Below are 24,211 nucleotides of genomic sequence, written 5' to 3'. Positions count from 1 at the left end.
GCAGGGAAACGCCTCGGCTTCCCTGCCCGCCCCGCATGTCTCAGTGGGCGACCCCGCCCGAGGCGGTGCCTGCCAGGAAGGCCTCCTCCGCCCTGCGATGCCGCCACTTCCGGAACATGGACAGGATCGCCTTGTCCGAGATGCCGTACCTCTCGGGCTTGTTCTCGTCCAGGATCCTGCGGAGGCGCTCCGGCACGCTCAGGTGCCAGAACTTCGTCGCGCCGGGACCGACCTTGCGTCCCGTCTCCTGGTAATCGCCGTCGCCGGCCCAACCCAGCCCGCGGGCGCCCAGCAACGTGCCGATCTCGGAGGCGCGGAAACCGAGCTCCATCCCTATCGAACCCGCGGTGTGGATGTAATGCACCGCGGAATCCGACGAGACCGTCGGAAGGTCCGGCGAGGCGTCCATGCCGCCGATCCTGGCGAAGGCCTCCTCCTTCCTGCCCGTGCGGACGCCGTGCATCTCCTCGACGAGGCGCTCGACGCCCCGCGTCAGACGCTCCACCATCTCGCCGTGCTGCCTGAGGCTCTCCCCCTGCTCCCGGATGCGCTCGCGTTGCTCCTCGCGATGGGCCAGGAGCATCTCGTTCTGCTCGCGGAAGTGCGAGACGATGTCCCGCTCGACCTCGCGCAGGTCCCGCCGCCGCTCCCCCGGAGGATGCGGATCCTTCGGAAGATGGATGACCCGGCCGGTGGCCTCGTCCCTGGGTGGTTTCCCGCTCATGCCGCCATCTCCCCCTTGCGTGTGCGAACCCGGACCTCGTGAAGCGCCTCGAAGGCACCCTCGGTGGCGATCTCGACCAGGCTATCGACGTCGGCGCCGGAACCGAGCCTGGCCCGGAACCGCGCCTCCACGATCATCCTGTGATCCCTCTCGATCTGCGCGAAGACGGCCTCGGCCTCCGGGTTCACGACCCCGGCCTGGAGCATCATGTCCCGCGCGAGATAGGGATCCTCGGAGATCGCGCGGATCAACTTGTCCGTCGACTTGCTCTGCACGACCTTCCCGCGCTCCCAACGGGTCCACGTCTTCGGACCCGTCGACAGGATCTGCTCCATGTCCGTCTGACGCAGGCCGTACTTCGAACGGACCAGGCTCAGCTCCGCCGCCGTCAGGAGGCCGTCCTCGTCACGGATCGCGTTCGCGACGGCAAGCTCGTGCGCGGTGATCTGGTCGCCGCGGTAGCTCACGTTGCCGCACGCCGTGCAGCACATGTGACGATCCGTGATCGTCACCTTGCGATTGAGGCGCTCGACGGTCACGGAAGCCACGCGCTCCTCCACGGCGGTCTCCCCACACGCCAAGCACACGTCAAACGTCATAGGAATCGTCTCTCTTGAACGAGGTGATCACCAGGCGGCTTCCGCCCGGGCCTTCGTGGATCAGGAACTTCAGGAACATGTGGCACCCACAGTCCTCGACCCATACGGAATAGTAATCCGACGTCGTACCCTCATAGTGCCTCAACGTCGGCCGGCACTTCCTGAAGTGTGCGTCGTCGAGCTCTTCGCGAATGAGGTCCAACAGGTCCTCGGCATCGAGGCCGCGCTCTCCCAATTCCCTCAGTACGGGCCGAAAGAACTCGCAGTCCGCTATGTCGCCCGCCAGCTTCCGAACCAGAATCAGATCGTGGGTGGCCGGCATTTCGCCTCCAGGTAGGTAGCACTGTGCTACCTCGATATCAAGGGGATGACCGTGGGTGCGGCATTCCTGGCCGGAGCCGGCGTCAAGCACGGACCTCCGGTTAACCAAGCCAAGCAATACGGTCGGCGTCGCCCAAGGTTCCGCCGGAGCGCGTGCCCCAATCAAATCAAATGACGTCAGTCACGTCCGGCGCGAAGATGGTTTTGCCTGTCCCGGACACCTGGGGGCGCCGGCCGAATGGCGGTCACTTCCGGGGGGCGCGCCCCCCTTGACCGGTCCGGCATCGCGGCCTCCGGCGTGCGGATGGGGCTCCATGCCCTCACACCTCCCCCTCCGACGGGCGCCGATGCGATCAGGTCGCCAGCCGACGGTACAGCTTGGTCTTCGGGTCCTCCTCGAAATAGCGCCTGTGCTCGATCCGGATCGCCATCTTCCTGTTGAGGCGCCCCGGCGTCAGCGGCTTGTCGATGGCGATGGCTTCCTGCGCCAGCGTCGGCGGTAACCGCCTCACGATCTCCTGGGCCGTCAGGGCTTCCGCTGGCGCGAGGATCTCCGCCACCTCCCGCATCACGCGATCCCAGAACTCGGCCGCGCGCATCCTTCGCATCTCCTTGCGAAGTTGGGCCACCTCATCCTCCATCTCGGCCTTGCGCGCCCGCAACGCCGCGTTCTCGGCCTCGAAGGTCCTGGCCTCCAGCCAGGCCTCGTCCCGTAGCGCGTGGTTCGCTTCCCTCTCCGCGCGGACCAGGGCAGTCTCGTCGGCGAGACGGGCCGCCGCCTCGATCATCGCCTCGTCCCAGACGGCCTTCACGACCCGGACCAGCTCGCCCTGCAGCCTCTCCGGAAGCTCTGCCACCTCCAGACGCGGCTTGTAGTTCCGCGCCGTTATCCAGGCGAAAAGGTGCGGGCCGACCTCGCGCGTGGAGCCGCCGCGTTCCCACTGGCGAAGGCTCGCGATCACGCTCCGCTGCGAAACACGCTCGCCCGTCGCAAGCACGCGGTCCGCCGCGCCCCAGACCTGATCCTTCGTCGGCATCCCGATCCCCCGATCCCAGGACCGAAAACTGCCCTCGGCATCGTTAAGCCACCAGGAAAAAAAGGATGCGGGGGGCGGGGAGCGCTTCCCGCTTCCCGCCCCCCTACGAGTCGCACCGCGGCGCCGTTTCGAGGCCCTCCCGGAGCCAGGATCACCGCCCCCCGGAACCCAGTTGACCCCGCCACGCTTACCATGTGTTCATGTTTCGTTCCAAAGCGAGGGTTCGATGGGCACGACGCAGGAAGACATCCCCGACGAGGACGGCGACGCCTCCGAGGTCGAGCGCGCCTACCTTCGCGACGCCGAGGGCGACCCGTCACTGGCCCTGCGCGAGGCCATTCGCGACGGGCTCGCGGAACGACGCCGCGCCCGCCTCCGCGAGGCGCTCCAGGCCCGCGCGATCTCGCACGGATACGTCAGGGGAAAGAGGTTCGATCCGACCCTTTAAGCCTGTTCAAGCCGCCGGAACGCCCGTCGCAGCCCATTCCAGGGCACTTGTGATCCGTGCGAAGACCCATTCGCCGCTGTAGATTTCGTCGGGAACGGCTACGCTTCCTTCCTGCGCATCGAATCCAATCGCATCCAACCAGCGACCGTTGGCCATCATGCCCATCCCTCCCGAACGCCAGGACGACTGGTACGATTGGCTCGAACTGAAGCTCTATCGGACGCATGGGGAAGCCTTCGAGGACTTCTTCGCGACCATGATGGAGACCCGTCACGGCGAAAATTTCGAGCGGGTCGCGGCTTCGGGTCGCGCCGGGGACCGAAAGTGCGATGGTTTCCTCCATGAGACCGCCGAGATTTTCCAGTGCTACGGCGCCGCGAGGGGTGGCGAGGCCAAGAAATCGGCCAACAAGACGCTCACCAAGAAAATGGAGGCCGATTACCTGGGGGCCTCGAAGAACTGGAAGAGAATGACGCGTTGGCACATGGTGCACAACTTCATCGACGGCGTCGGCGCGGACCCCTTGCACAAGATCGAGGACCTGAAGTCGAGATTTCCTCACCATGGGATCCACCTCTTCGGCAAGATGTCCTTCAAGAAGGTTCTCTTTCAGATGGAGGAGCCGGACGTCCTGAAGCTGATCGGACGGCCTGCCACGCAAAAGGATTTCGAGAACCTTCAGCCGCCGGAGATCGCCGCCGTCATCCAGGCCGTCGTGAACGCGAACTCCGACTATCTTCCCGAAGGCATTGCAGCGGCGACCGTGCCCCTCGACAAGCTCAGGTTCAACGAGATCACCGGTTCGGTTGCCCGGAAGATCCACATGGGACAGCCCAACACCCCGATCGTCGAGGAATACGTCGAGAAGGGCCCGATCGAACTTTGCGGGATCACGCTCGCCAACGAATTTCGTCGCCGCTACCTCGATCTCGCACACCAGGACCTCTCGCCCACCGAGGTGATGATCGGCCTGTACGACGGCATCGTCGGCCCCGGCACCCCGACCCATGACCGGGACGTGGCCGCCTGGAGCCTGTTGGCCTATCTGTTCGAGGCGTGCACCATCTTCAGGGACAGACCCGCCGCCGAGCTCGTCGGCATCCCCATCGGAGCGTCCTCGTGATCCTCCCAGCCAAGCACCTGAGGCAAGATCGGGCCTTGATCGGCGTCGGAGCCGACATCCTCGCCACGCTCGACGGACCGTGAACGGTGTCCGCCGTCTGGGATCGGGTCCGCGCGAACCGAGCCGCCCGAGGTAACGCGGCTTCCCTCTCGTTCGACTGGTTCATCCTCGCACTCTGTTTCCTGAACGCGATATCCGCCGTCGAACTCGTCGAGGGCGACCTGATCGCGCCGGCAAGGGTGGCCGCATGATCCTCGGCATCCACAGCGACCTCGACACATTCAAGCCGCTCACCTTCCACGGAGGGCTGAACATCCTCGTCGCCGACCGGACGGAGGCGTCGACCGAGGGGCAGACCCGCAACAGCGCCGGCAAGACCAGCGCCATCGAGGCGATCCACTTCCTGACCGGCGCCGACGCGGGCAAGGGCTCGCTCTTCCAGTCGCCGGCGCTCTCGAACTATGCCTTCTATGGTCGCTTCCTCCTCGGCGACCACGAGGTGACCGTCTCGCGCAAGGGGAACACCGCCAATCAGATCCAGATCGGCGACGAGAGCGCCCGGGCCATCGGGGCCGAGCTCACGAGGGATCGGAAGACGAACCTCTGCCACCTACCCGTGAAGCGATGGCGCGAGTTGCTCGGGCACTTCTGGTTCGGCCTCCCGCATGATCCCAAGGGCACCGAGTTCGACGAGCCCTTCTCGCCGAGCTTCCGATCCATGGTGAGCTACTTCGCCCGTCGGATCCGTGGTGGAGGCTTTGCCACGCCGGAACGACAGAGCGAGAAGCAGCAGCCGAGCGATTGGCAGATCAACCTGTCCTACCTGATCGGCCTCGATTGGCGCATCCCCAGGGAGATCGAGACCCTGCGCGTCAACGAGGCCAGCCTCCGCGACCTGAAGAAGGCGATCAAGGACGGTGCCTTCGGAAAGATGTTCGGGAGCGTGGCGGAGATCAGGCCGGAACTCGAACGGGTCAAGGTGCGGGCGGAACGCGTCAGGCGGCAGGTCGGCGCATTCGAGGTCGTCGAGGAGTTCCGCGAGCGCGCCCAGGAAGCGGCGGATGCCAGGACCCGGATGAAGGCCATCGGGCACGAGATCGTCCAGGCCCGCATGACGGTTGAGCACCTGAGCCGCGTATCCGAGGACGAGCGACCGCCCGAGTACGCCGCGCTCGACCGGATCTACAAGGCGGCCGGGGTCGAGCTGCCGGGTGTCGTCCTGAAACGCTTCGACGCCGTCAAGGCGTTCCAACTCTCGGTGGTCTCGAACCGCCGTGCCCACCTCGCCGAGCAGGTCGCGGAGGCCGAGGCTAGGATCGCCGACCTCGATGCGGAGATGAAGGTGCTGGACGCCTCGCAGGCCCGGATCATGTCGTCCCTTAAGGACAAGGGTGCCCTGGAGGACTTCACCAGGATGAGTGACGAGCTCGCCGTCCTGGAAATGCAGGCGGAGATGTACGGGGAGAAGCTGGGGAACGCCTCCGAACTCGAAGGCAAGAAGAACGAGTTCCAGATCAGGCGTCTCCGGATCCACGAAAGGCTGCAGGCCGATCATCGCGAGCGCGTCGACGTCCTGACCACGGCCATGCGCAGGATCGACGCCACCATCTCCGACCTCTACGACGACCGCCGCGGCAACCTCATCGTCGAGGCGACGCCGAAAGGTCCGGACTTCCGGATCAACATTCAAGGTGACGGAAACCGTGGCGGCATCGACCACATGGAGATCTTCTGTTTCGACCTGATGCTCTATCAGGCCGCGCAGGAGCGCTTCGGCGGGCCGGGCTTCCTCGTTCACGACAGCCACCTCTACGACGGCGTCGACCCCCGGCAGGTCCGTTCGGCGCTCATGCTGGCGAAGCGCGTCGTCGGCGACCTCGGCGGCCAGTACATCGTTACGATGAACTCCGAGACCCTGCCCCTCGTTGGCATCAACGAGCAGGACAACGACGACATCCTGTTGCCGCGACTGTCCGATGGCGAGGACGGCGGCCTGTTCGGGATCCGGTTCGACCAGGGCTAGCGCAGCGGGGGTTATCGAGGTGCCAGCGACGGCTCTTGTCCCGGCATGATCAGGAACCAGCGTGACCTTGGCCTTTGCGCTGTCCGCGCACGGCCCGTGCGATCCTGTCGACGATGTCCGGCCCCGTTGCTCGCTCCGGAGGTTCCGACACGAAATCCGTACCGGCATCGACCGGGAAGACGGTCACCTCACCGAACCCGGCATCGATCACGGCACCGAGGAACTCCCGGAACTCGGGGGGCTGCTCCGGTGCGGAGGCGCGGCTCGCCAATCCCGCGACCAGGTCGCAAAGTTGGAGGGACGCGCTTTCATGACTGCGTGCGCCGACCGTGGACACCACTGGGATCGGCAAGCTTAAGGTCTTGTTTCCAGTGGTGATGATCGGCCCCCAGGCGGTGGTCCAAGGGTAGAGTTAGTGCGCGGTAGGCCGTTCTGCCACGGGTAGCTTGGCCGGCGGAGCTGGTCGGGCGAGCGCAGCCGGCCAAGCGGAGAACGCTGGCACGAACACCTCCGGTGCCGGGGGCCGGCATCCCAGCGAGGCATGTGGGCGCACAGTGTTGTAGTGACGCCTCCAGCTTTCGATCACGATCTGCGCCTCCTTGAGTGTGTAGAAGATCTCACCATTCAGGAGTTCGTTGCGCAGACGCGCGTTGAAGCTCTCGACGTACCCATTCTCCCAGGGTGAGCCTGGCGTGATGTAAGCGGTTTTGCTCCGACCTCTCGAAGGCGTCGTCGATCGCCTCCGTGACCTCGTGGCAGGCGCCCTTGGCCACCTAGGACATCGTCCACGCGCAGGCACGCCGGTAGCGGTCGAGGGTCGTCTCGGACAGGAAGGCCCGCTGCCAGGCGCCAAGCTGGTCGCAGATGTCGTTCACGACGTCGAGGGGAAGGCCGGCCACGTGCAGGACCGTATCGCGACCGGCGTCACGCCCCCCAGGTCACGCAGGCCCCGACATGACAACGCCCGCCCCGCGAACGGGACGGGCGTCACCGGATGTGCTGCATCCACCTGCTGATAGGCGTCCGGATCCTAGCGCAGGGCCTAGGCAGCCACAAGGGCGCGGCGATGACGAAGACCGCCGCCACCAGAGGCTTCACGGTACAGCTCGACCTCCCGCTGCAGGTCGAGAGGCGGGAGCGGAACGGCGCGGGCGATCGTCCTGCGGGCCACCGGAGCGGTCTCCGCGACGGGACGGCCAGGGCGACGGCGGGACCGCGTAAGGGCATCCGAACCGGTCCTGGTGAGATCCTGGCGGGCCGCCTCGACGAGTGCCCAGTCACCGTCCGATGGGGTTCCGGAGCGGAGGTCGCAAAGGTCCACGAACCCCCGGCCCCGACGCCCCTCGTCGACCCACGACCACCACCAGGTCGCCGTCGCGGTCTCGATCGTGGCGTGGAAGGGCGTCGCCGCCGTGACCCGGACCTGACCGGCAGGGACCGCGGGTGCCTCGGAGGCAGGCTGCGAGACGGCAGCGGGGGCCTCGATCGGGTCAAGGACCACTATAGGGCGTGACGGTTCGCGGACGGTCTGCTGAACCTCCGCCGCGGGTGCGGACGGGACCGAGGAAGCCTGGGAGAGATGGGCCTGAGCCTCGCGCATCGCCTCGATCACGGACGTGCGGCCCCGCCCGGTGACGTATGCGACCTGCGCGATCGTGTGGCCGTCCTCACGCATGGAGAGGCCGAGCAGGCCGACCGCGAGGCGCTCGTCGACTTGGGCCGGGCGGGAATCCTTGTAGACGCCCCGGGCGGCCCGGCTGAGGCGTTGGCGCTCCGCGTCGGACATGGGGGCGGCCCCACCGGGCACGAGCACGCGCAGATCGGCGTCGCCGGCCTCCTCGATGCCGATGTCGAGCCGGTCGACGATCGTCTCGTAGGCGTAGTCGTAGAACGCGCTCCGCTCGACGCCCTTCCAGGGTGATGTCTCGCCGGCCTCGTGGGCGCGCAGGCCCCGCTCGACGCCGCTGAGGGATGTGGCGACCTCGGCGACCGGCAGGCCGATCCGGGGAGCCAGGCGCTCCGCCCACTCCTCCGCGGTGCCGCCCTCCGTCATCGCGATCGCGATGGCGCGGAACAGCACCCACCAGTCTCTGCACTTGTTGACCGCGAACCACTCGGCGCCGCGATGCTCCAGAAGCCGGTCGAGGTCGGCTCCGATCATCACCCACTTGCCGCCGTAAAAGCGGCGGGGGCGCCGGACGGCCGGGACGTGGTCGGGGTTCTCGGTTTTCCAGGCAGCACGCTCGGCGCGCATCGTCTGCACCTGCGCGCGCGTGTACGGCATCAGGGCGTCGCACCACGCGTCGAAGGACACGCGCTCGATGTCCTGGATCGCCGACGGCCATGCCAGCCGGGACATGCGACCGCTCACCGGATGCACCGCGCCCATTACGCGCAGAACCCGCGCCGGATCGATGGCGCCCCGATCCACGCCAAGGGCCTTTTGCAGCCGCCAGACGGGCAGCATCCGGGTCTCGAACTCCTCGACCGCGGGCTCGACCTTGACCTCGATCAGGTTGCCCTTGCGGTCGCGCCGCGGGCGACGCCGAACGATGTTGCCGTCGTCGTCGAGCTTGGGGCCGCGCAGGCCCTTCATCGCCATCCGCCAGCGCGGCAGGGCATCGCCGGACATCTGGACGTCGAACAGCCAGGGGGCGTAGCAGCCCCGGCCGCTGTCCTGGACCAACGACTGGATGGGGATGCCCGCGGCCTCGTAGGCCTCAATGAGCATGCCCGCGACGTCCTCGGCCGAGGCGTCGCGGTGCGGCAACCCGGCCTTGTAGTAGTCGAAATCGAGGGCGGCCGCGCTGATGCCGACCACGTTCGCATTGGCGCGACGACCGGAGAACCGCAGCACCGACTGGTACTCGACCTCTGCGTTGGCGAGCTGGTGCGAGATCGCCTTCGAGGACGGGGCAACCAATCCTTCGTCCCAGCCGTGACCGTCCCTGGCGGCGCGAGCCGTGCAGAGCTTCCCGCGCGACCCACGCGGATGGAACAGCGCGAGCGACACGCGCTGAAGAGCCAGATTGGGGGAGGCGGAAGGGCGCAAGGGGGGGCAACAGTCAGCAGATGGATCGGACGTCGTAGGGGCAGCACTCCCGCCGACATGCATAGCCTACTCGCGTCGCTGGAAAGCGAAAAACCGATCGCCCTGCGGCAGAGTGCGCATGCCCTCCCGCCGAGGTGAGCCCGGCACCGGCCGCCCCGCCGCGACCCGGATCCACTCCGTACCGGGCGGGTTTCCGAGCGAATCGGCAAGGGTTCCCGACCGGCATGGGAACGACCTGGCGGCCGCCCCCTGCCCGAATCCTCCAGCCTGCCGGAGGCTCTCTCTGACCCCATCCGGAGAGCCCCCGTGCCCGTCGTCGCCCTCGTCACGCAAGCCGCCCCGAACCCGTCCGCGCCCCCGCCCGAGGTCGAACACGACCACTCCGCCGGGGTGCGGGCCCACGTCACCCAGCACGCGATCAGGCGCTACGGGGATCGCATCCTTGGGTTCGAGGAGGTCTTCCAGGGGCTGGAGGACCATGAGGCGGTCGACGCCATGGCCGCAGCGGGCGTGCCGATCGGGCAAGTTCGCGAGTGGCTCGCATTCTACGGCGGGGTGGCCAAGCGCCATGGCGCCGTCGGCATATGCCGGGACGGGGTCGGTCTCGTGCTCAAGGATGGCCGCGTCGTCACCGTGCTGTCCAAGCGCGGGGAGCGACGCCGGCAATCGGGTAGATAACGCGTTTCCGAAGCCGGTAACAGCACGCCTGGGATAGAGTAACGCGCTTCTTGCGGAGCGGCATTCTCGGACATTTCCGAAAAGCTAATACATGCATGTACTTGAGCTTGATTGGCGGGCCGCAGCACTAGGCCGACGAAAATAGGGCGGAGGGCGCACACAGGGCGCACACAGGGCGCACAGCGGGCGCACAAGGGTGCACGTGCGCCCGGGGATGACTGGGAAGGCCCGTGACCTGGAACGCGTGACGGGGCCGACCGCACCCTGAGGCGTTCCCGGCCGCATGTGGCGGCCCTGCCCGCAGGCCTCCCGTGTACCGCGCCTCCGCCGATTTCCGCAGGCTCCACGACGACGGCGTCATCGCCGCCGTGGCGCTCGACCCGCCCGCCGAGCCGACGCTGTCGGTCGTCCTGTCCGACGGATCCGTCCGGCAGTGCCCGGCCACGGACCGGGGCTTCGCCTCGCTGCTCGCCGATCTGAAGGCCGAGCTCGACGCGGAGGACCTGGCATGACCCGCCTCGGATTTCCCTTCCAGGGCCAGCACCAGCGCCGCGAGGCCGAGTGGGTCGGCGCGCTGGTCCTGTTCGGCGTCGCCGCCGCCCTGCTGGCCCCCGGCTCCACGTTCTCGCGTCCGACCTTCGGCCCCTTCGCCGCGATCGCCCCCGAGGGCACCTGGGGCGCCGCGCTGCTCGGCGTCTCCATCGTCCGCATGGTCGGGCTTTGGGTGAACGGCTCGAAGCGTCACTCCCCGCTGCTTAGGTTCGCAACCGCCGCCGCCGGCGCCCTGCTCTGGGGCTGGATCACGACGCTGCTCTGGCACGACGGCTACCCCGGCGTGAACACGGGCTGCGGCGCCTACGGAGTGTTGGCGGCCGTCGACGCCTACTGCGCCTTCCGGGCGATCTGGGACCAGGGCCGCAACGACCAGCGCGCCCGCATCAACGCGAGGGCTTCGGCGTGACCGACTGGCTCTCCTCGTTCGTCAACCTGCCCGCCGAGTACCTGAAGACGATCGGCACCCTCATGGGCGGGGCCTTCCTCGCTGTGGGCACCTACGTCGTCGCCCGGATCCGGGAAGCCCGCCGCCCGGCCGAGGCCATTCCGGGCCTGCCCCGGCTCGCCCTCGATCCCGCCGACCGCGACCTCGGATTCACGCTCGTCCGGACCGCCACGGACCTGACGCGGGCGCTCAACGACCATGCCGACGCGCTCGCCAACCTGCCCGTGTGCGGCGGCGGGCCCGCTCCCTCTCATCACCGCAACCGGAGGAACCGGCCGTGAAGCTGCGCAAGCCTCGCCTCGTCGAGAATCCGAAGCGCGTCGCGAAGCACAGCCGGGTCGTCTGGCTGTCCGGCGCGGGCTTCGTCTTCTCCGCGCTGCAGACCGGGATGGCCTGCCTTGCGAGCGATCCTCCCTTCGCCCCGATCCCCTTCGCGGTGGCCACGACCGTCGTCTCGCTGGCCGCGCTCGTCCTGCCCTTCCTCGCCAACACCGCCCTCACCGAAGACCAGTCCTGATGCCGTGGTTCTCGATCAAGAGGTCGGCGTCCCCGGCCATCGCCCCCAAGCCTGCTGGCAGGGCCCGCAACCGGATCATCGCGGCGGTCACCGCGGCCGGCACGGTCACCGGCGTCGCCGCCATGGCGGTGAACACCACGGGCCCGAACGAGGGCCTGCGCCTCGCCGCCTACCCCGACAAGCTCGCCCGGAACCTGCCGACGGCCTGCTACGGCGAGACCCGCGGGATCAAGCTCGGCATGCGGTTCACGAAGGCCGAATGCGACGCCATGCTCGTGAAGGCCTTGGGCGAGTTTGCCGACAAGTCCATCGAGCGCTGCATCACCGCGCCGATCGGTGACGAGCCCTACGTCGCCTTCCTCGACCTCGTCTACAACATCGGCGAAGGGGCCTTCTGCAAGTCGACCGTGGTCAAGCGCTGGAACGCTGGTGACCGCCGCGGTGCCTGCAATGCGCTCCTCGCCTTCAACAAGTCGGACGGCGTCAAGCGGGACGGCCTCGTCGCCCGGCGGAAACGCGAGCAGGCCCTCTGCCTCAAGGGGATCTGAGCCGTGCTCGACCTGCTCCTCGCACTGGTCTGGACGCCCCTCGGGATCGGCGCGCTGGTCGCCGTCGCGGCTGCCGCCGCGGCGGCGGTCTACCTGCCTCGCCTGGCGATCCCGCTGGCGTGCGTGGCCGTGATCCTCGCCGGGGCCGCCTACGTCTCGGCGCTGCAGGCCGACCTCGGGACCGCCCGCCGCGAGCGGGACGAGGCCAAGGCCGCGGCCGCGACGGCGGCGAAGGGCACGAAGGCGGTCGAGGGCGTCGCCGCAAAGGCGGCGGCCCGATCGGCCTCGACCCGGGCGACCCGCGACCGCATCCTGATGGCGCCCGCCTCCGACGACGCCCCCGTCGCCCCGGTGCTGCGCGACGTCCTGGAGGGCGGCCGATGATCCGCCTCCTCGCCGCGGCCGCGCTGGCCGCCTGCCTTGCCGGGTGCGAGACCGCCGGCCAGCCGACCGTCCCCGCCAGCTTGCTCACCTGCTCCGACGCCCCCACGTGGCGGAAGGGCGGGATGCAGCGCGACGTCGCCGGCTACGTCGTCGACCTGCGCGACGCGCACGCCGACTGCCGCGACAAGCTCGGCGCCGTCCGCTCGATCGTCGAGCCCGCCCCGTGACACCGGCCGCCGCCCTCGTCGCGCTCGCCTGCTACGCCCCGCCGGTCGCGCCGATCGGCGTCCCGGTCCCGGATGCTGTCCACCGGGCCCTGCTCGGCGAGCCGGTCGCGGACGCGCCGGCGCCGGCCGAGGTTGCCGCCGCGATCGCCGCGGTGGCGCCCCTACGCAGGCGGCACCGGTGACCCTGTTCCTCGTCGGCGCCGCGCTGGCGCTCTGCCTCGTCGACCCGCCCCGCCGGAGACCCTACCCGTGACCGTGACCCTCGCCGCCTGGTGGATCCCGCTTCTGATCACCCTCGCGCTGTTCGCATGGGCGGTCCTGACGCCATCGCACGGGACCTTCGACCTCGGCCCGATCCTGCGCCTCGCCGGGGCGGCGATCGGCTCGCTGATCGCCTGGCTGGTCTGGGCGCTCTGGCGGTGACGCCCGAGCTGCAGGCCGTCCTTGCCGCCGCGGCCGCCCTCGTCGAAGGGCGGCGCCGGTTCCTCGGCCTGCCCGCGGACAGGCCGCTCCCCGGGTCGTGGGAAGCCGCTCTCGAACAGGCGCTCGCCGCGCTGCGGGTTGGCTCGTGACCGTGCCGGCCGACATCACGCCCGACGGCGTCTACCTTGCGGTGACGGCCGCCCTGCTGCGGGACGGCACGGATGCGGCGGTCATCCCGTCCTACGACGCGCAGGCCTGGTCGAGGGCGTTCGCCCGGGTCGTGAGCGGGCTGACTTTTCAGCCGGCCCGGATCCCCACCGATTCGCGCCGGGCTTAGGCCTCTGGATCCCTGGCGAACCGCACGCCCGGCCCTTCGCCCGTCATCGCCGGCGTGAACAGCACGCCCGCCTCGATCAGGGCCATCATCACCGCGTTCTCGGTCGCGTTCAGCGTCGGCCGCCCTCTCTCAAGGGACACCACCGTCCGCTTCGAGACGTGGGCCTGAGCAGCGACCTCCTCCTGGGAGAGGCCGAGGAGCGCCCGGGCGGCGCGGAACTGTGCGGGCGTGATCATCAGAGGATGATGCCGCGCGAATCCTCAAGGATCAAGGTTGCACTGAAAACGAATCGTGTAGAATGCGTTAACCGCCCGCCGGGTGGCGCCCCGTCCGACGCTGGAACGTCGGAACGAGGGCTAACTCCCTGTCATCGAGGACACGATGCCGGAAGCTGTCGACACCCATACCATGAACACCCTCTTGGCGCGCCCCCTCGACCTCCTGGGGCTGCAGAGCCTCCCGCAGGTCCAGGCCATCGCCATCCACGCCGCCAGCGTTTTCGGCGAGGCCGCCTGGCTGGAGGGCTGTCTCCTGCTCGCCGAGGACGCTCCCGTCGAGACGCACGAGGCCCTCAGGCAGCGGCCGCCGACGCATTTCCCGGAGATCCATTCCGTGGCGATGGAGCGGGCCTACCGCGCCATGCCGCGCGACGAGGCCCGGGACCTGCTCTGCGAGATCGAGCAGGAGGCAGTCGATGCGACCCTCATGCGCGACCGCTGCGACCAGTTCCGGCGCGCGCCGCACCTGTTCGTCCCCGGGGCCCGGCCGGCCGCGGCCGTGACGTTCCTTCACCGGTCCCATGACCTCGACGGCTGGATCCAGCTGTCAGACGGGGAGGTCCTGCCCTGGCTCTACGCCCCGGGCGGCGTCGGGCATTCCGCCGTCGCCGACGCGGCCCGGTACGTCGCCGGCGCGCTCGGCGTCGAGCGCGCGGTGATCGTCGGCACGCACGTCCAGGCCGGCGTCGTCCTGCCCCCCGAGCTGATCTTCGTCTGCGTCGTCGCCCCCATCGCCACCCACAACTCCACCGGCCCGGAGGCCGCCTGATCATGAACGCTTCTGTTCCCGCCGTCCTCGTCGGCTCCCCCATCCCGACCGACACCTCCGCTGCGGCGCTCGATTTCCGCTTCGGCCTCCACGCGCTCCGCGTCATCGTCATCAACGGGGCGCCCTGGTTCGTGGCGAAGCAGGTCTGCCAGGCCCTGCAGATCGCCAACGCGCGCGATGCGGTCCTGAAGCTCGACGAGGACGAGAAGGGGGTCGCTTTAACCGACACCCCGGGTGGCCCGCAGGAAGTCACCGTCATCAGCGAGAGCGGCCTCTACACGCTCGTCCTGCGCTGCCGGGGGGCGACCACGGTCGGCACTCTGCCGCACCGCTTCCGCCGGTTCGTGACCGCGGAGGTGCTGCCCGAGATCCGGCTCCGGGGATCCTTCGACGTGGACGACAACCAGGTGCTGAGGCGCATGCTCGTCAGCAAGCTCGACGAGGTCGACGCCCTTAGGGCCAAGGCCAAGGCCGAGCGCATCGCCCGCGAGGCGGCCGAGGAGGAGGCCGCGATGGCCAACCAGGACTTCCTCCAGACGTCGCGGGCGCTGACGATCGTCACGCACCGAGCCGAGGCAACGGCGGCCGAGCTCGCTCAGAACCGCGAGCGGGTCGAGGCGCTTCAGCCCAAGGCCCTCGTCTACGACCGGATCACCCGCGCGCGGGAATCCAAGACCGTCAGCGTCTACGCTGCCGACAGCAAGGTCCAGGCGAAGCGCGTGTTCGAGCTCCTCGACAGCTGGGGCTGGATCACCCGCAGGCAGTCGAGGGAGCTCGGCGGGAAGAAGGGCCGCTGGATGGCGTCGAGCGAGGGGCGCCGGCGGGGCTTCGTCGAGCACGAGATGGGCGCGGCCGAGGCCAACGGCGTCGACATCGAGACGCGCCAGCTCGTGATCACGCCCAAGGGGCAGGGCGTCATCGACGCACAACTGGCGCAGGGCCGCCTCGATTTCCGCCGCCGTCGCCGGGCCTGATCCGTCCCGGGGGCGGGTCGATCCCGCCCCCCGATTTCCAGCGTACGGAAATGATACCGAGATGACTTTCAGTGCCAATGACCGGCCCGCCGACGTCGCCGCCAGGCGTGCCGCCGAGCGGGATCGCCGCATCGCCAAGGGCCGCGCCGAGGCCGAGGGCGCGCCCCTCGCGATCGCACTGGCCGACACCGGCGGCAACGGGGGGCCGCCGTCGCTGTCGCCCCTGCAGGAATTCTCAGCGATCGCCGAGCTCCTCTACGGCGATCGGTGGACGACCGACGTCGCGCGCGACCTTGGGCACGGGGACGGCCGGACCGTCCGCAGGTGGAAATCCGGGCAGGCGCAGGTCGCCCCGGGGGACTTGGCGCATCTGCGCCGGATCGCCCGGAAGAGGGCGGCGGCCATCACGCGCCTGGTCGGCGATCGCCTCGACGAGCCGGCCAAGCCGAAGCGGGATTCCGACGAGATCAGGGCGCGCTTCGAGGCGACGATCGCCGCGTCCCGCGCCGCGCAGGGCTAGCCCGCCGGGCACGGGGCCGGCCCGCCCCGGCGCAGGAATCGCACGCCATCGTGTGTCAGGGCGCCAGACGGCGAGACGACCAGGTCGGTGTCGTAATCGACCGCGGCCGAGCCGTTCCCGACGCACGACTTCGCCCAGACGCGGCCGCCCTCCAGGCGCACGCCCTCGCAGGCGAGGCCATCGATGACGATGCCGCGGTCCGCAAGGATGCGGATCGGCATGACGTTCGCGCCGATCGGGCAGAACAGGGCCGGCTCGGGCAGCAGCCACGTGTAGTCATCGGCGCCGGCCGGCGCGGCGAGGACGGCCAGCGCCGCGGCGAGGATGAGGGCACGCATGGTCATAGCTCCAGGATCACGTTCGGATCGAACAGCGGGTTCTCGCGACCATCGACCTCGGTGCCGTCCCGGCGGCGGTGCGAGGTGTCGTGCCCGCGGGGATTGCTGATCACCCGCGTGCCGCCGACGACGTAGTCCCTGCTCACGTGGACGTGCCCGTGGAGCCAGAGCGCCGGTGCGCCGGGGCCTTCCATGAGGGCGGAGAGGTCTGACGCGTAGGCCGCACAGGTCGGCTCGACCGGTCCTTCCCATGGGAGGGACCGCGGGTGCGGGGCATGATGCGTGACGACGATCGTCGGCCCGTCGTGCGGCTCGGCGAGGACGCGCTCGATCCGGGCCCTGTGCTCGACATGGAGTTCCAGCGCGGCCAGCGTCCGGAACGGCGCCGGGGATCCAGCCCGGTCCCGGGTCTGGATCCGGCGGTGATCGCGCATCCCGCGGGAGCGGTCGCCGCTCTCGGCCATTGCCCACGCCCTCGACCAGCGTGGCTCGCCCACGCGGTAATCGGTCCAGAGGCTCGCACCGACGATGCGCAGCCGATCGACATGCGTGACTTGGCCGGCGTCGAGCAGCGTGATCCCGGCCTCGGCTGCAGCGTCCCGGGCCAGGGCGATCTCGTCGGGGTAGCGGCACCCGTAGAGATCATGATTCCCGGGGACGTAGATCACCTGGCGCGCCCGGGGGGCGATGTGCTCCGCCACCCAGGGGATCGAACGCCTGCAGAGGCCGTCGGCGACGTCGCCGGCGACGATCGCCACGTCGACGCGCGGGCCCGGCGGCGGCACCCAAGGCGCCGCGTCATGATGGATGTCGGACAGGATCCACACGCTCGTCATCGTTACCTCCCGCCCTCGACCCACGCTGTTCCATCTGCCTCAAACCAGGCTGCCGCCGCGGCGACGACGACCGCCTCTTCCGCCCTGAAACCCGGCTCGGCCAGCCGGTACCGGAGCCGGACCGCACCCGCCGGCCGGGGCACCTCGGTGACGGTGCCCGCCGCCCACGCATGGACGTCCCGGGCGCCGGTCCGCAGGCACCGGAGCCGGCTCGCCTCCGAGGCCCGGAAGACCACGTCGGCCAGCGCGATCGCCTCGACGTGCGCGACGACCCGGCCGCCCTCGCGCACGCTCCAGAGCCGGCGGCCCCGGTGCCAGTAGATGTCAGCCACCGACGCGCTTCGTGCGCTTGCGGCCTCGCGCCTCGTCGCAGGGATCGCATGCGATCACGTGCCAGCCCCCGGAGCGGTGCCGCCCCGGGGCGCCGCATGTCTCGCAGACGACAGTGGAAAGATGCTCCGCAGCGCTGATGATGACGTTAATCTGATCCCGAAAATCCCTGGGCTTGCTGTCGAAATACCATCTTAGGCTCGCGAACTTTTGCTTGATCTGGGATGAGACCACGCCGTCCAGCAGATCCTCTCTGCGCATGACTTCCGCAACGGCGCGGACAAGCTCCAGCCATGGCACGCCGATCTCTAGGCTCGCGATCGGGAACAGCCTGGGAAAGTCCGAGTGCAGGTCGTACTCGGCGTCGCTCTGATCCATCGGCTCAAGCCCAGCCCCCGGGCTGTAGCGCTCCGATCGGATCGCGACGAGGCGGGTCGCGAGCTGCTCGACGAGCGCCACGTAGCTGGGGGCGTGCCGGTCGACCGAGCTGTCCGAATACGTCAGGCCGTCGTCCGGATCCGGTCTGACGGCGGTCGTGCCCGAGACCGTCAGCGTCACTCGGATCGCGCCCTCGCGCGGAACCTCCCGGATCGAAAGGGATCCCTGGGGCCCGTAGAGGCGCTCCAGGTAACCGTGGAGCTCGCGGTGCGCGCGGCGGCTGCGGATAGTCACGACGGGCTCCATGTGCGGGCGCGGGCGGCGGGCAGGCGGGGGACGGCGCGCAGGAACCCGACCGCTGCGCGCCCCTCGCCGACGGCGAGCTCGGGGTCCCGGTCGCCGTCTTCGGCGAGCCGCAGCAGGGCGGAGACGTAGGCGTAGACGCCGGTGGCGAGGGACGGCTCGACGCGCTGGTCGAGGACCGCAGCCTCAACGCCGTCCCGCAGGGAACGGAGGGCATTCACAGACATGGCGACCTCCTCAGTTGGCGAAGCGGGTGTGGGAGCGCAGGCCGACGATGTGCTCGATCGCCCGCTTGACGGGTCGGAGCGAGCCGCCTCGAAACGCGCGGCGGAGGACCTCGTATTCCGTGCCGTCGAGGTCCTGGATCCAGCGCGGATCGGTATGCTCGGCCCGCATCCCTTCGAGGACGGACTGGACGATCACCGGAAGGTCCTGTCGGCGCGGGGCCCCGACCTCGATCGTCACGAAACGGTCGAGAAGCGGGCCACGAAGTGGTTCCGTGGAGTTGGCCGTCGCAACCAGGCTGATGCCCGTCAGGTCGACCTTGACCTCAAGCCCGACGTCGAAGAACCCCTTCCGCTGGCTGGGCTCCGCGATGCCCAGGAGCGCCGAAAGGACGGATCCATTGTGACCGCCTGGGCCTGCAGCCTTGTCGAGTTCATCAAGGATCAGGAGCCCGTTCGCGCACTCGTTCTCGATGACGATCTGCGTCCACAGCGCAGGACGGGCCGATGCCCATTGCTTACTCGTGCCGCCTACGCTGCCATCATGCGCGCCTGCACATGGATAGACGATCGACGGCACGCCGAGCCCGACCGCGAGATCCCGCGCGAGCTCGGACTTGCCGGTGCCCGGGGGGCCGACGAGGACAATGTTCGGCAGGCTCGCATGGGACCGCCCAAGGAGAAGTCCGACGATCCTTGCGATCGCAGGGGCCGCCCATGGCCGCCGCGCGGTCAGTTCCCGGCCTAGGGCCTCCAGATCCGGGAGGGGGCGCAGCGGCAGCCGGCGGCCGACCAGCGTGCCGGCCTGCCCGGGGATCTTCTTGCCACCCGGCGGCGCCGGGATCACGACAAGGCCGGGCGCGACCGCGCCGGCCAGCGCCGCGACGTCCGCTGGCTCGTCGACCCGCCCCGCCGGCACGGCCCGACCGGTCCCCACCGGCAGTTCCTCCGGCGCCGCCGCGACGGATGCGATCGTTGCCAGCAGCACCCGGGCGTTGCCGCGCACGACAGTCCACGAGGCGGCCAGCCCCGGGTCGGCCTGGTATGACGGCATGTCCCGCCGGCACAGGCCGGCGAACGCCAGAAGCGACACCATGACCTCGCGCAGGGGCACTGGATCGCCATTGGCGACGTGGAGGTACGAGCCGATTGCATCGTGCGCGATCGCGACGGCCCGGCCGGCGGCGTCCTGGCAGCCGAGCAGGGCGCCGTACACCGCGCAGCGATCGGCAATGTCCCCGTAGAGGTCCTCGATCGTGATGTCGGGCTCGAACCGCCGGATCGCCCCGAGCGCGTGGATCTCGGCGTCCTCGCACGCATTGGGCGACACGTCCGAGAGCAGTCGATCGAGGGCTGCCCGCACGTCATCGGCGAGACGGCCGCCCTCCGGGGATCCGAGCAGCTGCCCGGCCCATCGCGTCGCGTCGGTTGCCACGCTGCCCCCTGCCAGGGCTGCCCCGCTCAGCAGCTGCTCAAGCGTGGGGATTTCTCCCGGCGGGAGCGTGATCGCCGCCCGGTGGCGCTCCTCGCTCTCCTTGTACGTGGCAATGCGGGCGAGGCGCCGGGCGCGGCGCTGGAGGTCGTCGGACATCGGGGGGGCTCACTCTAGAAACGGGGACGCGCAGGCGGGCGCCGAGCAGGGCTCAGGCGGTGCGGGCAATCCGTTTCAACAGGCGAGCGATGGTCACGGCGGAGATCTCCGGGGACGAGTCCGCATAAAAGCCTGGACGGGACCCGCCGTCTACTGGGGCGATCCAAGCTTGGTTACGCAATCCCTGGCCGGATCGTAGACCCGATGACTCGTATATGAGGCATCACGGCCCGCGGGGGGCCGACTGACTTCTATATGCGTCATTCCGATCTTGGAGCCCCCGGCCAGTCGCGAATCGTTGCCAGTGATATGCTGTGGACAACGGCGGCGGCGGGGTGCGGGCGATGGCGAACGTGATCGAGGTTCAGCGGGATGGGCGGGCGCTCCATGCGATCCCGCGACCGGCGCGGCACCAGTTCCGACGGCGCGTCGCCGAAGCCAGGTTCGGATGCGACGAGACCCGCGCCGCATTTGCGGCGGTGGGGGTCGACGACGTCCTCCGGCACACCCTCGACCTGTTCGACCTCGTCGCCGCCGGGCTCGCCTCCCTCGACGAGGAGGACCGCGCCGCGGCCGAGCTCACCCTGTTCGGGCAGCCTCTCCCGATCGGGCCCGCCGCCCTGATCCAAGAGGTCCTAGCCCGCGGGCGCGCCGACAACCTCGACGACCGCCAAATGGCCGGCGGCATCCAGGTCGTCTTGGAGAGCCACGGGTACCTGCCGAGGGCGGCCTGACCGTGGGCGAGCTCACCGTCATCACCTGCTCGCTCGTCTCTGTCGTGATGGTTGCGATGGTCCTCGTGGTGGCGATCGTCTCCACGCTGGACCGCCCGGATCCGAGCGAGTGCGCCCGGCTCCGGGACGCGCTCTCCCCCCGCAGGAAGGCCTGACCATGGTGTTCGTCTACGACCTCGGCGACGTCGTTGCCGTCATCCTCCTAGCGTTCGCGCTGGTCTCCTTCGGCTACCTCCAGGCGGTCGGCTTTCTGCGCAAGCTCCGCGCCGCTCGGAAGGAAGCCCGCTCGTGACCCGCCCCGCCCCCTCGGCCGCCCTGCTCGATCAGCTCGCCCGCCGGTTCCGGGACGCCCCGAGGGCGGATGCTGGCGGGGTCGTATCCCGCGACGATGCACTCAGCGTCCGGGTGTTCGTCGGCGATTGTCTGCAGACGTCTGGCGACGCTGTCGGGAATGCACTCGGGCGTGGCGGTGATGAGAGGGCGGTCGGGCATGGCCACGATTCTCGGGCCGTCCCGGCGCCGGCACAAGCCCTCCCGCGGGGCGGACACACCGAGCTCGCCCTGGAGCGCCTGGTCGAGCAGGACGCTCGGATCCGGGGCGGCGGCGGGTTGCCGGCGTGCGGGTCGTTTTTCAGCTGAGGGAGGGGACGATGGCCAAGGGCACACTGACACCGAACGGGGACGGCACGTTCGCCGTCTCAACCGGCCGCATGCACCTCTGGCGAGTGGCCGTACCATCGCTTCCCGTGACGCTCAGACGCCAGGTCCTGCAGGGGACGGTCACCGGATACGAGGATGCAGCCGATGGATCTTGGTCCGTGACGTTGGACGACCTGAAGCCGGTCGGCGAGGCCGCCCCTGCGCCGAACCGACCCGACGAGCACTGGTGGATCCGCACGGACGAGGGCATGCCCCTGGAGCCGGCGTGCGTCACCTTCGAGGGCGACACGCCGGCGAAGGTACAGCTCATCGGCGACGATTCCTGGGGCGGGAAACCGGTCGAGGATTTCCAGTGGTCCCATACCGACGAGGACGGGACGACCACGGTGCACAGCAGCCTGGAACTGGTCGAGCGGATCCCGCCGCCCGGGCACGCCGCTGACATCGAGACCCTCTGGCAGGAGCTCCGCTCGGCCACGGACACGATCGCCCGCCAGGGCGAGATCCTGACTGAGGTGGTCAACGCCCTGAAGGGCCCGCCACCCGAGGGGACGCAGTGGTCCCATGACGACGCTGGCGAGCTGGCCCGGAAGGCGAAGCGCAAGCTGGAGCGCACCCTCCGGGACGTCGAGATCTCCTACGCCATGGAACAGGGCGACGACGACACGGTGGACCGCCTCACCCGTCAGGCGATCGAGGCATTAGAGGCCTGATCTGAGGGGCGGGACCCCTGGTAACGCGCTTCCTGAAATATGCCCGTTGCTATACCTGACCTTCATCGCACTGTGAAATCACAGGAATTCGGGAAGTATAGCCTAAGCTAATTGGCGGGCGCACACGGGCGCACGTCAGGCGCACGTGCGCCCGCGAGCCACCTCGGCGTGCGCTGCGCTCACGCGGCGAAGGACAGCCGGCCGCGCCGCGATCATGCCCGCCGAGGCGGCCGTGAACAGGAACTCGACCCGGGTGCTGTGATCCCCGAACACGTTGAGGATCCGGCCCCAATCCCGTCCCGACGTCTCCATCAGCTCGGCAAGGTCGATGCAGGTGAGCATCAGGTCGGCCTTCGTGACCCGGCGCACGCGCTGCGTCAGGCCCCGTGGAGCAACGTCTTGCTGCATCATGATGCAGAGCCAGTCGTCGCCCTGGTCGTCCTCGTCCTCGTAGGACAGCCGGGCGGTACGGATCCCGTCGGTGAGCTCGGCCAGCTCGGCGTCCGTGAGCGCCGCATAAACGGCGGCGCCGATCTCGATGGGTGTCAGGGGCATGGGGCAGTTCCTCGTGCGTTGCGATGCGCCCGAGGTTCGCCGCCGGCGTCGGGGAGTCCATGCCGAAGGGGGTCCGTGGTTAATGCGGGGGGCGTGCCCTGGAACGCGTGACAGCGTTCGCGGCACGTTCCCCGGCCACAGGTCGGCCACAGATTGGGGGTCGTGGGCCACGGATTGCGGACGACGACGGACGATGGCGGACCGCCGCGACGGACGTTGCTCCGCAGGGGAAACCGGCCTAACAGAGCGCGCGGCACCCGTGCGTTCCCCCGTTCGGGACGTGGGGGTCGCAGGTTCAAATCCTGCCACTCCGACCAAGCTCCTCTCGGGGCTGACGGTCTTCCCGCTTTCTTCCTTCAGCACTTGGCGGCCTGGGCCGCAAGGCGTGGGTTCGGGTTACGCACCTCGCCATGGCGATTGCTTATCCGCCGTCGCCTTGCTGATCCCGTCCACCGCACGGACCGCTAATTCCCGCGACGGCTCGGTCCGAAGCGAGTATGCGCCCTGCCTATGGCCTTGGAAACACCAGCCGGTCCAAACCCCGTCGCCGCGGCGGCGTCCGTGTGGGTGGACTATGCGCGACAATTCCTCATCGGCGCAGCGCTGGTTGGGATCTTCGTGGTTGTCGGCATCGCGATCCTCGACCCCTACGGATTACGGGCGGCACCCGGCCATCCGCCGGGTCCGATCATGGATACGAACCAGCGGCTGTCTTATCCGCAGATCGCCCGCGGCGGTGCCTTCGACGCCGCCGTGTTCGGCACCTCGACAGCGCGGCTGCTGGACCCGGGCGCCCTAGATTCCGCCTTCGCGGCGCGCTTTGCCAACCTGGCGGTCAACGCCGCGACACCGGATGAGCAAATTCGGCTGGCCGAGCTGTTCGTGGCCCACCGGCCGGTGAGGGCGATCCTGTTCGGCCTCGACACGACCTGGTGCGCCGCCGATCCGCCGGCCCGCAGCGCCAACGCCTTTCCGGACTGGCTCTACGAGGCCGGCACACCCTGGGGCGTGCTCCGGCAGGTCAGCCTCCGCTCGCTCACGATCGCTGCGCAGACCGGACTGGCGCGCCTCGGCCTCGTGCAGACGCGGCTGAGGTCCGACGGCTATGCGGTCTTCACGCCGCCCGAGGTGCTGTACGATCCCGAGCGCGCCCGCACTCATATCCGTGCCGGCGCGCGCGATCCTGCGACGCCCGCCGATCCACCGGATGCGCCGATGCCGGCATTGGCGCGGCTCGATGCCCTGCTCGCTCGACTGCCCGGGACCGCGACGAAGCTCGTCGCCTTCATGCCGGTTCACGCGGTCGCGCAGGGGGTGCCCGGCACGCCGGCCGGCCGCCGGGAGGCGGCCTGCAAGGCGCGGGTCGCGGAGATCGGTGCCCGGCACGGCGCCGTGGTGGTGGATTTCCGCCGTCCCTCGCCGATCACCACGCGGGACGACAATTACTGGGATGCGCTGCACTACCGCCTGCCGGTGGCGGCGCGGATCGTGGCGGACCTGAAAGACGCCGTCCGCCTCGGGACCGACGATCCGGACGGCACCTATCGCGTGCTGGCGCATCCGTGAC

At 69.4% G+C, this 24,211-nt stretch carries 41 protein-coding genes and 1 pseudogene; 25 read left to right on the top strand and 17 right to left on the bottom strand.

All coding sequences use genetic code 11. The features are described from left to right. Positions 1 to 40: 40 nt before the first annotated feature. From FV242_RS05885 to FV242_RS05870, 4 genes are all read right to left on the bottom strand, one after another. On the bottom strand, positions 41 to 724 hold the full coding sequence (locus tag FV242_RS05885) for a hypothetical protein (protein WP_147938266.1): 684 nt from the start codon (positions 722 to 724) through the stop codon (positions 41 to 43). Further along, positions 721 to 1,323: a type II TA system antitoxin MqsA family protein gene (locus FV242_RS05880; RefSeq protein WP_147938265.1), complete on the bottom strand. Its 603-nt coding sequence runs from the start codon at positions 1,321 to 1,323 to the stop codon at positions 721 to 723. Before FV242_RS05880 ends, FV242_RS05885 begins: the two co-directional genes overlap by 4 nt. Further along, positions 1,313 to 1,645, bottom strand: coding sequence for a hypothetical protein (locus tag FV242_RS05875; RefSeq protein ID WP_147938264.1), 333 nt, complete (start codon positions 1,643 to 1,645; stop codon positions 1,313 to 1,315). The genes FV242_RS05880 and FV242_RS05875 overlap by 11 nt, the downstream gene beginning before the upstream one ends. A 352-nt stretch (positions 1,646 to 1,997) precedes the next feature. Continuing rightward, entirely contained in the window at positions 1,998 to 2,681 is a 684-nt protein-coding gene (locus tag FV242_RS05870; protein ID WP_147938263.1) for a DNA-binding protein, read from the bottom strand. Positions 2,682 to 2,907: 226 nt separating this feature from the next. Between FV242_RS05870 and FV242_RS05865 the strand changes: the two genes are divergently transcribed. After that, a complete protein-coding gene (locus FV242_RS05865) occupies positions 2,908 to 3,129 on the top strand; it encodes a hypothetical protein (protein ID WP_147938262.1) in 222 nt (73 codons plus the stop codon). A gap of 6 nt (positions 3,130 to 3,135) precedes the next feature. Here FV242_RS05865 and FV242_RS34380 read toward each other — a convergent pair whose 3' ends face one another. Beyond that, on the bottom strand, positions 3,136 to 3,288 hold the full coding sequence (locus tag FV242_RS34380) for a hypothetical protein (protein WP_187278342.1): 153 nt from the start codon (positions 3,286 to 3,288) through the stop codon (positions 3,136 to 3,138). Here FV242_RS34380 and FV242_RS05860 point away from each other — a divergent pair. The 3 genes from FV242_RS05860 to FV242_RS05850 all read left to right on the top strand — a co-directional run bounded on the left by FV242_RS05860 (position 3,287) and on the right by FV242_RS05850 (position 6,275). Beyond that, positions 3,287 to 4,252 carry an ABC-three component system protein gene (locus FV242_RS05860; protein ID WP_306440289.1) on the top strand — a complete coding sequence of 322 codons (966 nt, stop codon included), beginning with the start codon at positions 3,287 to 3,289 and terminating at the stop codon, positions 4,250 to 4,252. The genes FV242_RS34380 and FV242_RS05860 overlap by 2 nt on opposite strands. An 86-nt stretch (positions 4,253 to 4,338) precedes the next feature. Next, on the top strand, positions 4,339 to 4,503 hold the full coding sequence (locus FV242_RS35340; RefSeq protein WP_246692613.1) for an ABC-three component system middle component 6: 165 nt from the start codon (positions 4,339 to 4,341) through the stop codon (positions 4,501 to 4,503). Further along, positions 4,500 to 6,275, top strand: coding sequence for an ABC-three component system protein (locus FV242_RS05850; RefSeq protein ID WP_147938260.1), 1,776 nt, complete (start codon positions 4,500 to 4,502; stop codon positions 6,273 to 6,275). The genes FV242_RS35340 and FV242_RS05850 overlap by 4 nt, the downstream gene beginning before the upstream one ends. 49 nt (positions 6,276 to 6,324) lie before the next feature. Here the strand turns inward: FV242_RS05850 and FV242_RS05845 are convergent, their stop codons facing one another. The 4 genes and pseudogenes from FV242_RS05845 to FV242_RS05835 form a co-directional block, all read right to left on the bottom strand. Next, on the bottom strand, positions 6,325 to 6,612 hold the full coding sequence (locus tag FV242_RS05845; RefSeq protein WP_147938259.1) for a DUF3800 domain-containing protein: 288 nt from the start codon (positions 6,610 to 6,612) through the stop codon (positions 6,325 to 6,327). A gap of 75 nt (positions 6,613 to 6,687) precedes the next feature. Beyond that, positions 6,688 to 6,987, bottom strand: a pseudogene (locus tag FV242_RS05840) (transposase); the annotation flags it as partial. A gap of 61 nt (positions 6,988 to 7,048) precedes the next feature. Beyond that, positions 7,049 to 7,174, bottom strand: coding sequence for a hypothetical protein (locus tag FV242_RS36035; RefSeq protein WP_281407043.1), 126 nt, complete (start codon positions 7,172 to 7,174; stop codon positions 7,049 to 7,051). 143 nt (positions 7,175 to 7,317) lie between these two features. Next, positions 7,318 to 9,198, bottom strand: a complete 1,881-nt coding sequence (locus tag FV242_RS05835; RefSeq protein WP_147938258.1) for a hypothetical protein — start codon at positions 9,196 to 9,198, stop codon at positions 7,318 to 7,320. A gap of 435 nt (positions 9,199 to 9,633) precedes the next feature. On the opposite strand from FV242_RS05835, the gene FV242_RS05830 reads away from it, so the two are divergent. The 12 genes from FV242_RS05830 to FV242_RS05785 all read left to right on the top strand — a co-directional run bounded on the left by FV242_RS05830 (position 9,634) and on the right by FV242_RS05785 (position 13,441). Continuing rightward, entirely contained in the window at positions 9,634 to 10,005 is a 372-nt protein-coding gene (locus tag FV242_RS05830; RefSeq protein ID WP_147938257.1) for a hypothetical protein, read from the top strand. Positions 10,006 to 10,316: 311 nt separating this feature from the next. Then, positions 10,317 to 10,517, top strand: a complete 201-nt coding sequence (locus tag FV242_RS05825) for a hypothetical protein (protein WP_147938256.1) — start codon at positions 10,317 to 10,319, stop codon at positions 10,515 to 10,517. Continuing rightward, positions 10,514 to 10,966, top strand: a complete 453-nt coding sequence (locus tag FV242_RS05820) for a hypothetical protein (protein ID WP_147938255.1) — start codon at positions 10,514 to 10,516, stop codon at positions 10,964 to 10,966. The genes FV242_RS05825 and FV242_RS05820 overlap by 4 nt, the downstream gene beginning before the upstream one ends. Continuing rightward, on the top strand, positions 10,963 to 11,286 hold the full coding sequence (locus FV242_RS05815; protein WP_147938254.1) for a hypothetical protein: 324 nt from the start codon (positions 10,963 to 10,965) through the stop codon (positions 11,284 to 11,286). The genes FV242_RS05820 and FV242_RS05815 overlap by 4 nt, the downstream gene beginning before the upstream one ends. Beyond that, on the top strand, positions 11,283 to 11,522 hold the full coding sequence (locus tag FV242_RS05810) for a hypothetical protein (protein WP_147938253.1): 240 nt from the start codon (positions 11,283 to 11,285) through the stop codon (positions 11,520 to 11,522). The genes FV242_RS05815 and FV242_RS05810 overlap by 4 nt, the downstream gene beginning before the upstream one ends. Next, positions 11,522 to 12,070, top strand: coding sequence for a lysozyme (locus FV242_RS05805; RefSeq protein WP_147938252.1), 549 nt, complete (start codon positions 11,522 to 11,524; stop codon positions 12,068 to 12,070). Before FV242_RS05810 ends, FV242_RS05805 begins: the two co-directional genes overlap by 1 nt. A 3-nt stretch (positions 12,071 to 12,073) precedes the next feature. Then, complete coding sequence (locus FV242_RS05800) at positions 12,074 to 12,454, top strand: hypothetical protein (protein ID WP_147938251.1); 381 nt, start codon at positions 12,074 to 12,076, stop codon at positions 12,452 to 12,454. Then, a complete protein-coding gene (locus FV242_RS05795; RefSeq protein ID WP_147938250.1) occupies positions 12,451 to 12,681 on the top strand; it encodes a hypothetical protein in 231 nt (76 codons plus the stop codon). Before FV242_RS05800 ends, FV242_RS05795 begins: the two co-directional genes overlap by 4 nt. Further along, the gene (locus FV242_RS05790) at positions 12,678 to 12,863 is read left to right on the top strand and encodes a hypothetical protein (RefSeq protein WP_147938249.1); all 186 of its coding nucleotides are present in this window, start codon (positions 12,678 to 12,680) and stop codon (positions 12,861 to 12,863) included. The genes FV242_RS05795 and FV242_RS05790 overlap by 4 nt, the downstream gene beginning before the upstream one ends. A gap of 67 nt (positions 12,864 to 12,930) precedes the next feature. Further along, positions 12,931 to 13,104: a hypothetical protein gene (locus tag FV242_RS34375; RefSeq protein ID WP_187278341.1), complete on the top strand. Its 174-nt coding sequence runs from the start codon at positions 12,931 to 12,933 to the stop codon at positions 13,102 to 13,104. Next, the gene (locus FV242_RS34370) at positions 13,101 to 13,253 is read left to right on the top strand and encodes a hypothetical protein (protein WP_187278340.1); all 153 of its coding nucleotides are present in this window, start codon (positions 13,101 to 13,103) and stop codon (positions 13,251 to 13,253) included. Before FV242_RS34375 ends, FV242_RS34370 begins: the two co-directional genes overlap by 4 nt. Then, positions 13,250 to 13,441, top strand: a complete 192-nt coding sequence (locus tag FV242_RS05785; RefSeq protein WP_147938248.1) for a hypothetical protein — start codon at positions 13,250 to 13,252, stop codon at positions 13,439 to 13,441. The genes FV242_RS34370 and FV242_RS05785 overlap by 4 nt, the downstream gene beginning before the upstream one ends. Here FV242_RS05785 and FV242_RS05780 read toward each other — a convergent pair. Then, positions 13,438 to 13,677: a helix-turn-helix transcriptional regulator gene (locus tag FV242_RS05780; protein WP_187278339.1), complete on the bottom strand. Its 240-nt coding sequence runs from the start codon at positions 13,675 to 13,677 to the stop codon at positions 13,438 to 13,440. The two genes, FV242_RS05785 and FV242_RS05780, sit on opposite strands and share 4 nt — an antisense overlap. 145 nt (positions 13,678 to 13,822) lie before the next feature. Here FV242_RS05780 and FV242_RS05775 point away from each other — a divergent pair, with 145 nt between their 5' ends. From FV242_RS05775 to FV242_RS05765, 3 genes are all read left to right on the top strand, one after another. Continuing rightward, a complete protein-coding gene (locus FV242_RS05775) occupies positions 13,823 to 14,488 on the top strand; it encodes a hypothetical protein (RefSeq protein ID WP_147938246.1) in 666 nt (221 codons plus the stop codon). A 2-nt stretch (positions 14,489 to 14,490) separates the two neighbouring features. Then, complete coding sequence (locus tag FV242_RS05770) at positions 14,491 to 15,462, top strand: BRO family protein (protein ID WP_147938245.1); 972 nt, start codon at positions 14,491 to 14,493, stop codon at positions 15,460 to 15,462. 61 nt (positions 15,463 to 15,523) lie between these two features. After that, positions 15,524 to 15,982 carry a hypothetical protein gene (locus tag FV242_RS05765; RefSeq protein ID WP_187278338.1) on the top strand — a complete coding sequence of 153 codons (459 nt, stop codon included), beginning with the start codon at positions 15,524 to 15,526 and terminating at the stop codon, positions 15,980 to 15,982. On the opposite strand, the gene FV242_RS05760 is transcribed toward FV242_RS05765, so the two are convergent. Genes FV242_RS05760 through FV242_RS05735 form a run of 6 tightly spaced genes read right to left on the bottom strand, consistent with a single transcriptional unit; the run spans position 15,979 to position 19,982 of the window. Next, positions 15,979 to 16,320 (bottom strand): hypothetical protein, encoded by a 342-nt coding sequence (locus FV242_RS05760; RefSeq protein ID WP_246692612.1) that lies wholly within the window; start codon positions 16,318 to 16,320, stop codon positions 15,979 to 15,981. The two genes, FV242_RS05765 and FV242_RS05760, sit on opposite strands and share 4 nt — an antisense overlap. Before the next feature lie 2 nt (positions 16,321 to 16,322). Continuing rightward, positions 16,323 to 17,156: a metallophosphoesterase gene (locus FV242_RS05755; protein ID WP_147938244.1), complete on the bottom strand. Its 834-nt coding sequence runs from the start codon at positions 17,154 to 17,156 to the stop codon at positions 16,323 to 16,325. Between the two features lie 2 nt (positions 17,157 to 17,158). Then, complete coding sequence (locus tag FV242_RS05750) at positions 17,159 to 17,488, bottom strand: hypothetical protein (protein ID WP_147938243.1); 330 nt, start codon at positions 17,486 to 17,488, stop codon at positions 17,159 to 17,161. Next, complete coding sequence (locus FV242_RS05745) at positions 17,481 to 18,170, bottom strand: hypothetical protein (protein WP_147938242.1); 690 nt, start codon at positions 18,168 to 18,170, stop codon at positions 17,481 to 17,483. Before FV242_RS05745 ends, FV242_RS05750 begins: the two co-directional genes overlap by 8 nt. Then, positions 18,155 to 18,394: a hypothetical protein gene (locus FV242_RS05740; RefSeq protein ID WP_147938241.1), complete on the bottom strand. Its 240-nt coding sequence runs from the start codon at positions 18,392 to 18,394 to the stop codon at positions 18,155 to 18,157. Before FV242_RS05740 ends, FV242_RS05745 begins: the two co-directional genes overlap by 16 nt. 10 nt (positions 18,395 to 18,404) lie before the next feature. Continuing rightward, entirely contained in the window at positions 18,405 to 19,982 is a 1,578-nt protein-coding gene (locus FV242_RS05735; RefSeq protein ID WP_147938240.1) for an AAA family ATPase, read from the bottom strand. Between the two features lie 344 nt (positions 19,983 to 20,326). Between FV242_RS05735 and FV242_RS05730 the strand changes: the two genes are divergently transcribed. The 5 genes from FV242_RS05730 to FV242_RS05720 all read left to right on the top strand — a co-directional run bounded on the left by FV242_RS05730 (position 20,327) and on the right by FV242_RS05720 (position 22,089). Beyond that, complete coding sequence (locus FV242_RS05730) at positions 20,327 to 20,716, top strand: hypothetical protein (RefSeq protein WP_147938239.1); 390 nt, start codon at positions 20,327 to 20,329, stop codon at positions 20,714 to 20,716. 2 nt (positions 20,717 to 20,718) lie between these two features. After that, the gene (locus FV242_RS34365; RefSeq protein WP_187278337.1) at positions 20,719 to 20,871 is read left to right on the top strand and encodes a hypothetical protein; all 153 of its coding nucleotides are present in this window, start codon (positions 20,719 to 20,721) and stop codon (positions 20,869 to 20,871) included. A 2-nt stretch (positions 20,872 to 20,873) separates the two neighbouring features. Next, positions 20,874 to 21,008, top strand: coding sequence for a hypothetical protein (locus tag FV242_RS36030; RefSeq protein ID WP_281407041.1), 135 nt, complete (start codon positions 20,874 to 20,876; stop codon positions 21,006 to 21,008). Further along, positions 21,005 to 21,355 (top strand): hypothetical protein, encoded by a 351-nt coding sequence (locus tag FV242_RS05725; protein ID WP_147938238.1) that lies wholly within the window; start codon positions 21,005 to 21,007, stop codon positions 21,353 to 21,355. The genes FV242_RS36030 and FV242_RS05725 overlap by 4 nt, the downstream gene beginning before the upstream one ends. Before the next feature lie 179 nt (positions 21,356 to 21,534). Continuing rightward, positions 21,535 to 22,089, top strand: coding sequence for a hypothetical protein (locus tag FV242_RS05720; RefSeq protein WP_147938237.1), 555 nt, complete (start codon positions 21,535 to 21,537; stop codon positions 22,087 to 22,089). A gap of 135 nt (positions 22,090 to 22,224) precedes the next feature. On the opposite strand, the gene FV242_RS05715 is transcribed toward FV242_RS05720, so the two are convergent. Continuing rightward, positions 22,225 to 22,644, bottom strand: coding sequence for a hypothetical protein (locus FV242_RS05715; RefSeq protein ID WP_147938236.1), 420 nt, complete (start codon positions 22,642 to 22,644; stop codon positions 22,225 to 22,227). Positions 22,645 to 23,154: 510 nt separating this feature from the next. Here FV242_RS05715 and FV242_RS05710 point away from each other — a divergent pair. Beyond that, a complete protein-coding gene (locus FV242_RS05710; RefSeq protein WP_246692611.1) occupies positions 23,155 to 24,210 on the top strand; it encodes a hypothetical protein in 1,056 nt (351 codons plus the stop codon). Position 24,211: the final 1 nt, after the last annotated feature.

The organism is Methylobacterium sp. WL64 (genome assembly GCF_008039945.1).
In the GTDB taxonomy this organism is placed as follows: Bacteria; Pseudomonadota; Alphaproteobacteria; order Rhizobiales; family Beijerinckiaceae; genus Methylobacterium.
The sequence above is the reverse complement of the archived record's forward strand: the minus strand, read 5'-3'. Positions and strand labels throughout refer to the sequence as shown.

Coding starts and splice junctions, on each gene's coding strand:
- FV242_RS05740 (WP_147938241.1), bottom strand. CDS start 18,394: ATGTCTGTGAATGCCCTCCGTTCCCTGCGGGACGGCGTTGAGGCTGCG.
- FV242_RS05870 (WP_147938263.1), bottom strand. CDS start 2,681: ATGCCGACGAAGGATCAGGTCTGGGGCGCGGCGGACCGCGTGCTTGCG.
- FV242_RS05850 (WP_147938260.1), top strand. CDS start 4,500: ATGATCCTCGGCATCCACAGCGACCTCGACACATTCAAGCCGCTCACC.
- FV242_RS05755 (WP_147938244.1), bottom strand. CDS start 17,156: ATGACGAGCGTGTGGATCCTGTCCGACATCCATCATGACGCGGCGCCT.
- FV242_RS05880 (WP_147938265.1), bottom strand. CDS start 1,323: ATGACGTTTGACGTGTGCTTGGCGTGTGGGGAGACCGCCGTGGAGGAG.
- FV242_RS05860 (WP_306440289.1), top strand. CDS start 3,287: ATGCCCATCCCTCCCGAACGCCAGGACGACTGGTACGATTGGCTCGAA.
- FV242_RS05820 (WP_147938255.1), top strand. CDS start 10,514: ATGACCCGCCTCGGATTTCCCTTCCAGGGCCAGCACCAGCGCCGCGAG.
- FV242_RS05775 (WP_147938246.1), top strand. CDS start 13,823: ATGCCGGAAGCTGTCGACACCCATACCATGAACACCCTCTTGGCGCGC.
- FV242_RS36030 (WP_281407041.1), top strand. CDS start 20,874: ATGGTGTTCGTCTACGACCTCGGCGACGTCGTTGCCGTCATCCTCCTA.
- FV242_RS05865 (WP_147938262.1), top strand. CDS start 2,908: ATGGGCACGACGCAGGAAGACATCCCCGACGAGGACGGCGACGCCTCC.
- FV242_RS05780 (WP_187278339.1), bottom strand. CDS start 13,677: ATGATCACGCCCGCACAGTTCCGCGCCGCCCGGGCGCTCCTCGGCCTC.
- FV242_RS05805 (WP_147938252.1), top strand. CDS start 11,522: ATGCCGTGGTTCTCGATCAAGAGGTCGGCGTCCCCGGCCATCGCCCCC.
- FV242_RS34380 (WP_187278342.1), bottom strand. CDS start 3,288: ATGATGGCCAACGGTCGCTGGTTGGATGCGATTGGATTCGATGCGCAG.
- FV242_RS05710 (WP_246692611.1), top strand. CDS start 23,155: ATGGCCTTGGAAACACCAGCCGGTCCAAACCCCGTCGCCGCGGCGGCG.
- FV242_RS05735 (WP_147938240.1), bottom strand. CDS start 19,982: ATGTCCGACGACCTCCAGCGCCGCGCCCGGCGCCTCGCCCGCATTGCC.
- FV242_RS05875 (WP_147938264.1), bottom strand. CDS start 1,645: ATGCCGGCCACCCACGATCTGATTCTGGTTCGGAAGCTGGCGGGCGAC.
- FV242_RS05715 (WP_147938236.1), bottom strand. CDS start 22,644: ATGCCCCTGACACCCATCGAGATCGGCGCCGCCGTTTATGCGGCGCTC.
- FV242_RS05770 (WP_147938245.1), top strand. CDS start 14,491: ATGAACGCTTCTGTTCCCGCCGTCCTCGTCGGCTCCCCCATCCCGACC.
- FV242_RS05765 (WP_187278338.1), top strand. CDS start 15,524: ATGACTTTCAGTGCCAATGACCGGCCCGCCGACGTCGCCGCCAGGCGT.
- FV242_RS05745 (WP_147938242.1), bottom strand. CDS start 18,170: ATGGAGCCCGTCGTGACTATCCGCAGCCGCCGCGCGCACCGCGAGCTC.
- FV242_RS05885 (WP_147938266.1), bottom strand. CDS start 724: ATGAGCGGGAAACCACCCAGGGACGAGGCCACCGGCCGGGTCATCCAT.
- FV242_RS05795 (WP_147938250.1), top strand. CDS start 12,451: ATGATCCGCCTCCTCGCCGCGGCCGCGCTGGCCGCCTGCCTTGCCGGG.
- FV242_RS05730 (WP_147938239.1), top strand. CDS start 20,327: ATGGCGAACGTGATCGAGGTTCAGCGGGATGGGCGGGCGCTCCATGCG.
- FV242_RS05760 (WP_246692612.1), bottom strand. CDS start 16,320: ATGCGTGCCCTCATCCTCGCCGCGGCGCTGGCCGTCCTCGCCGCGCCG.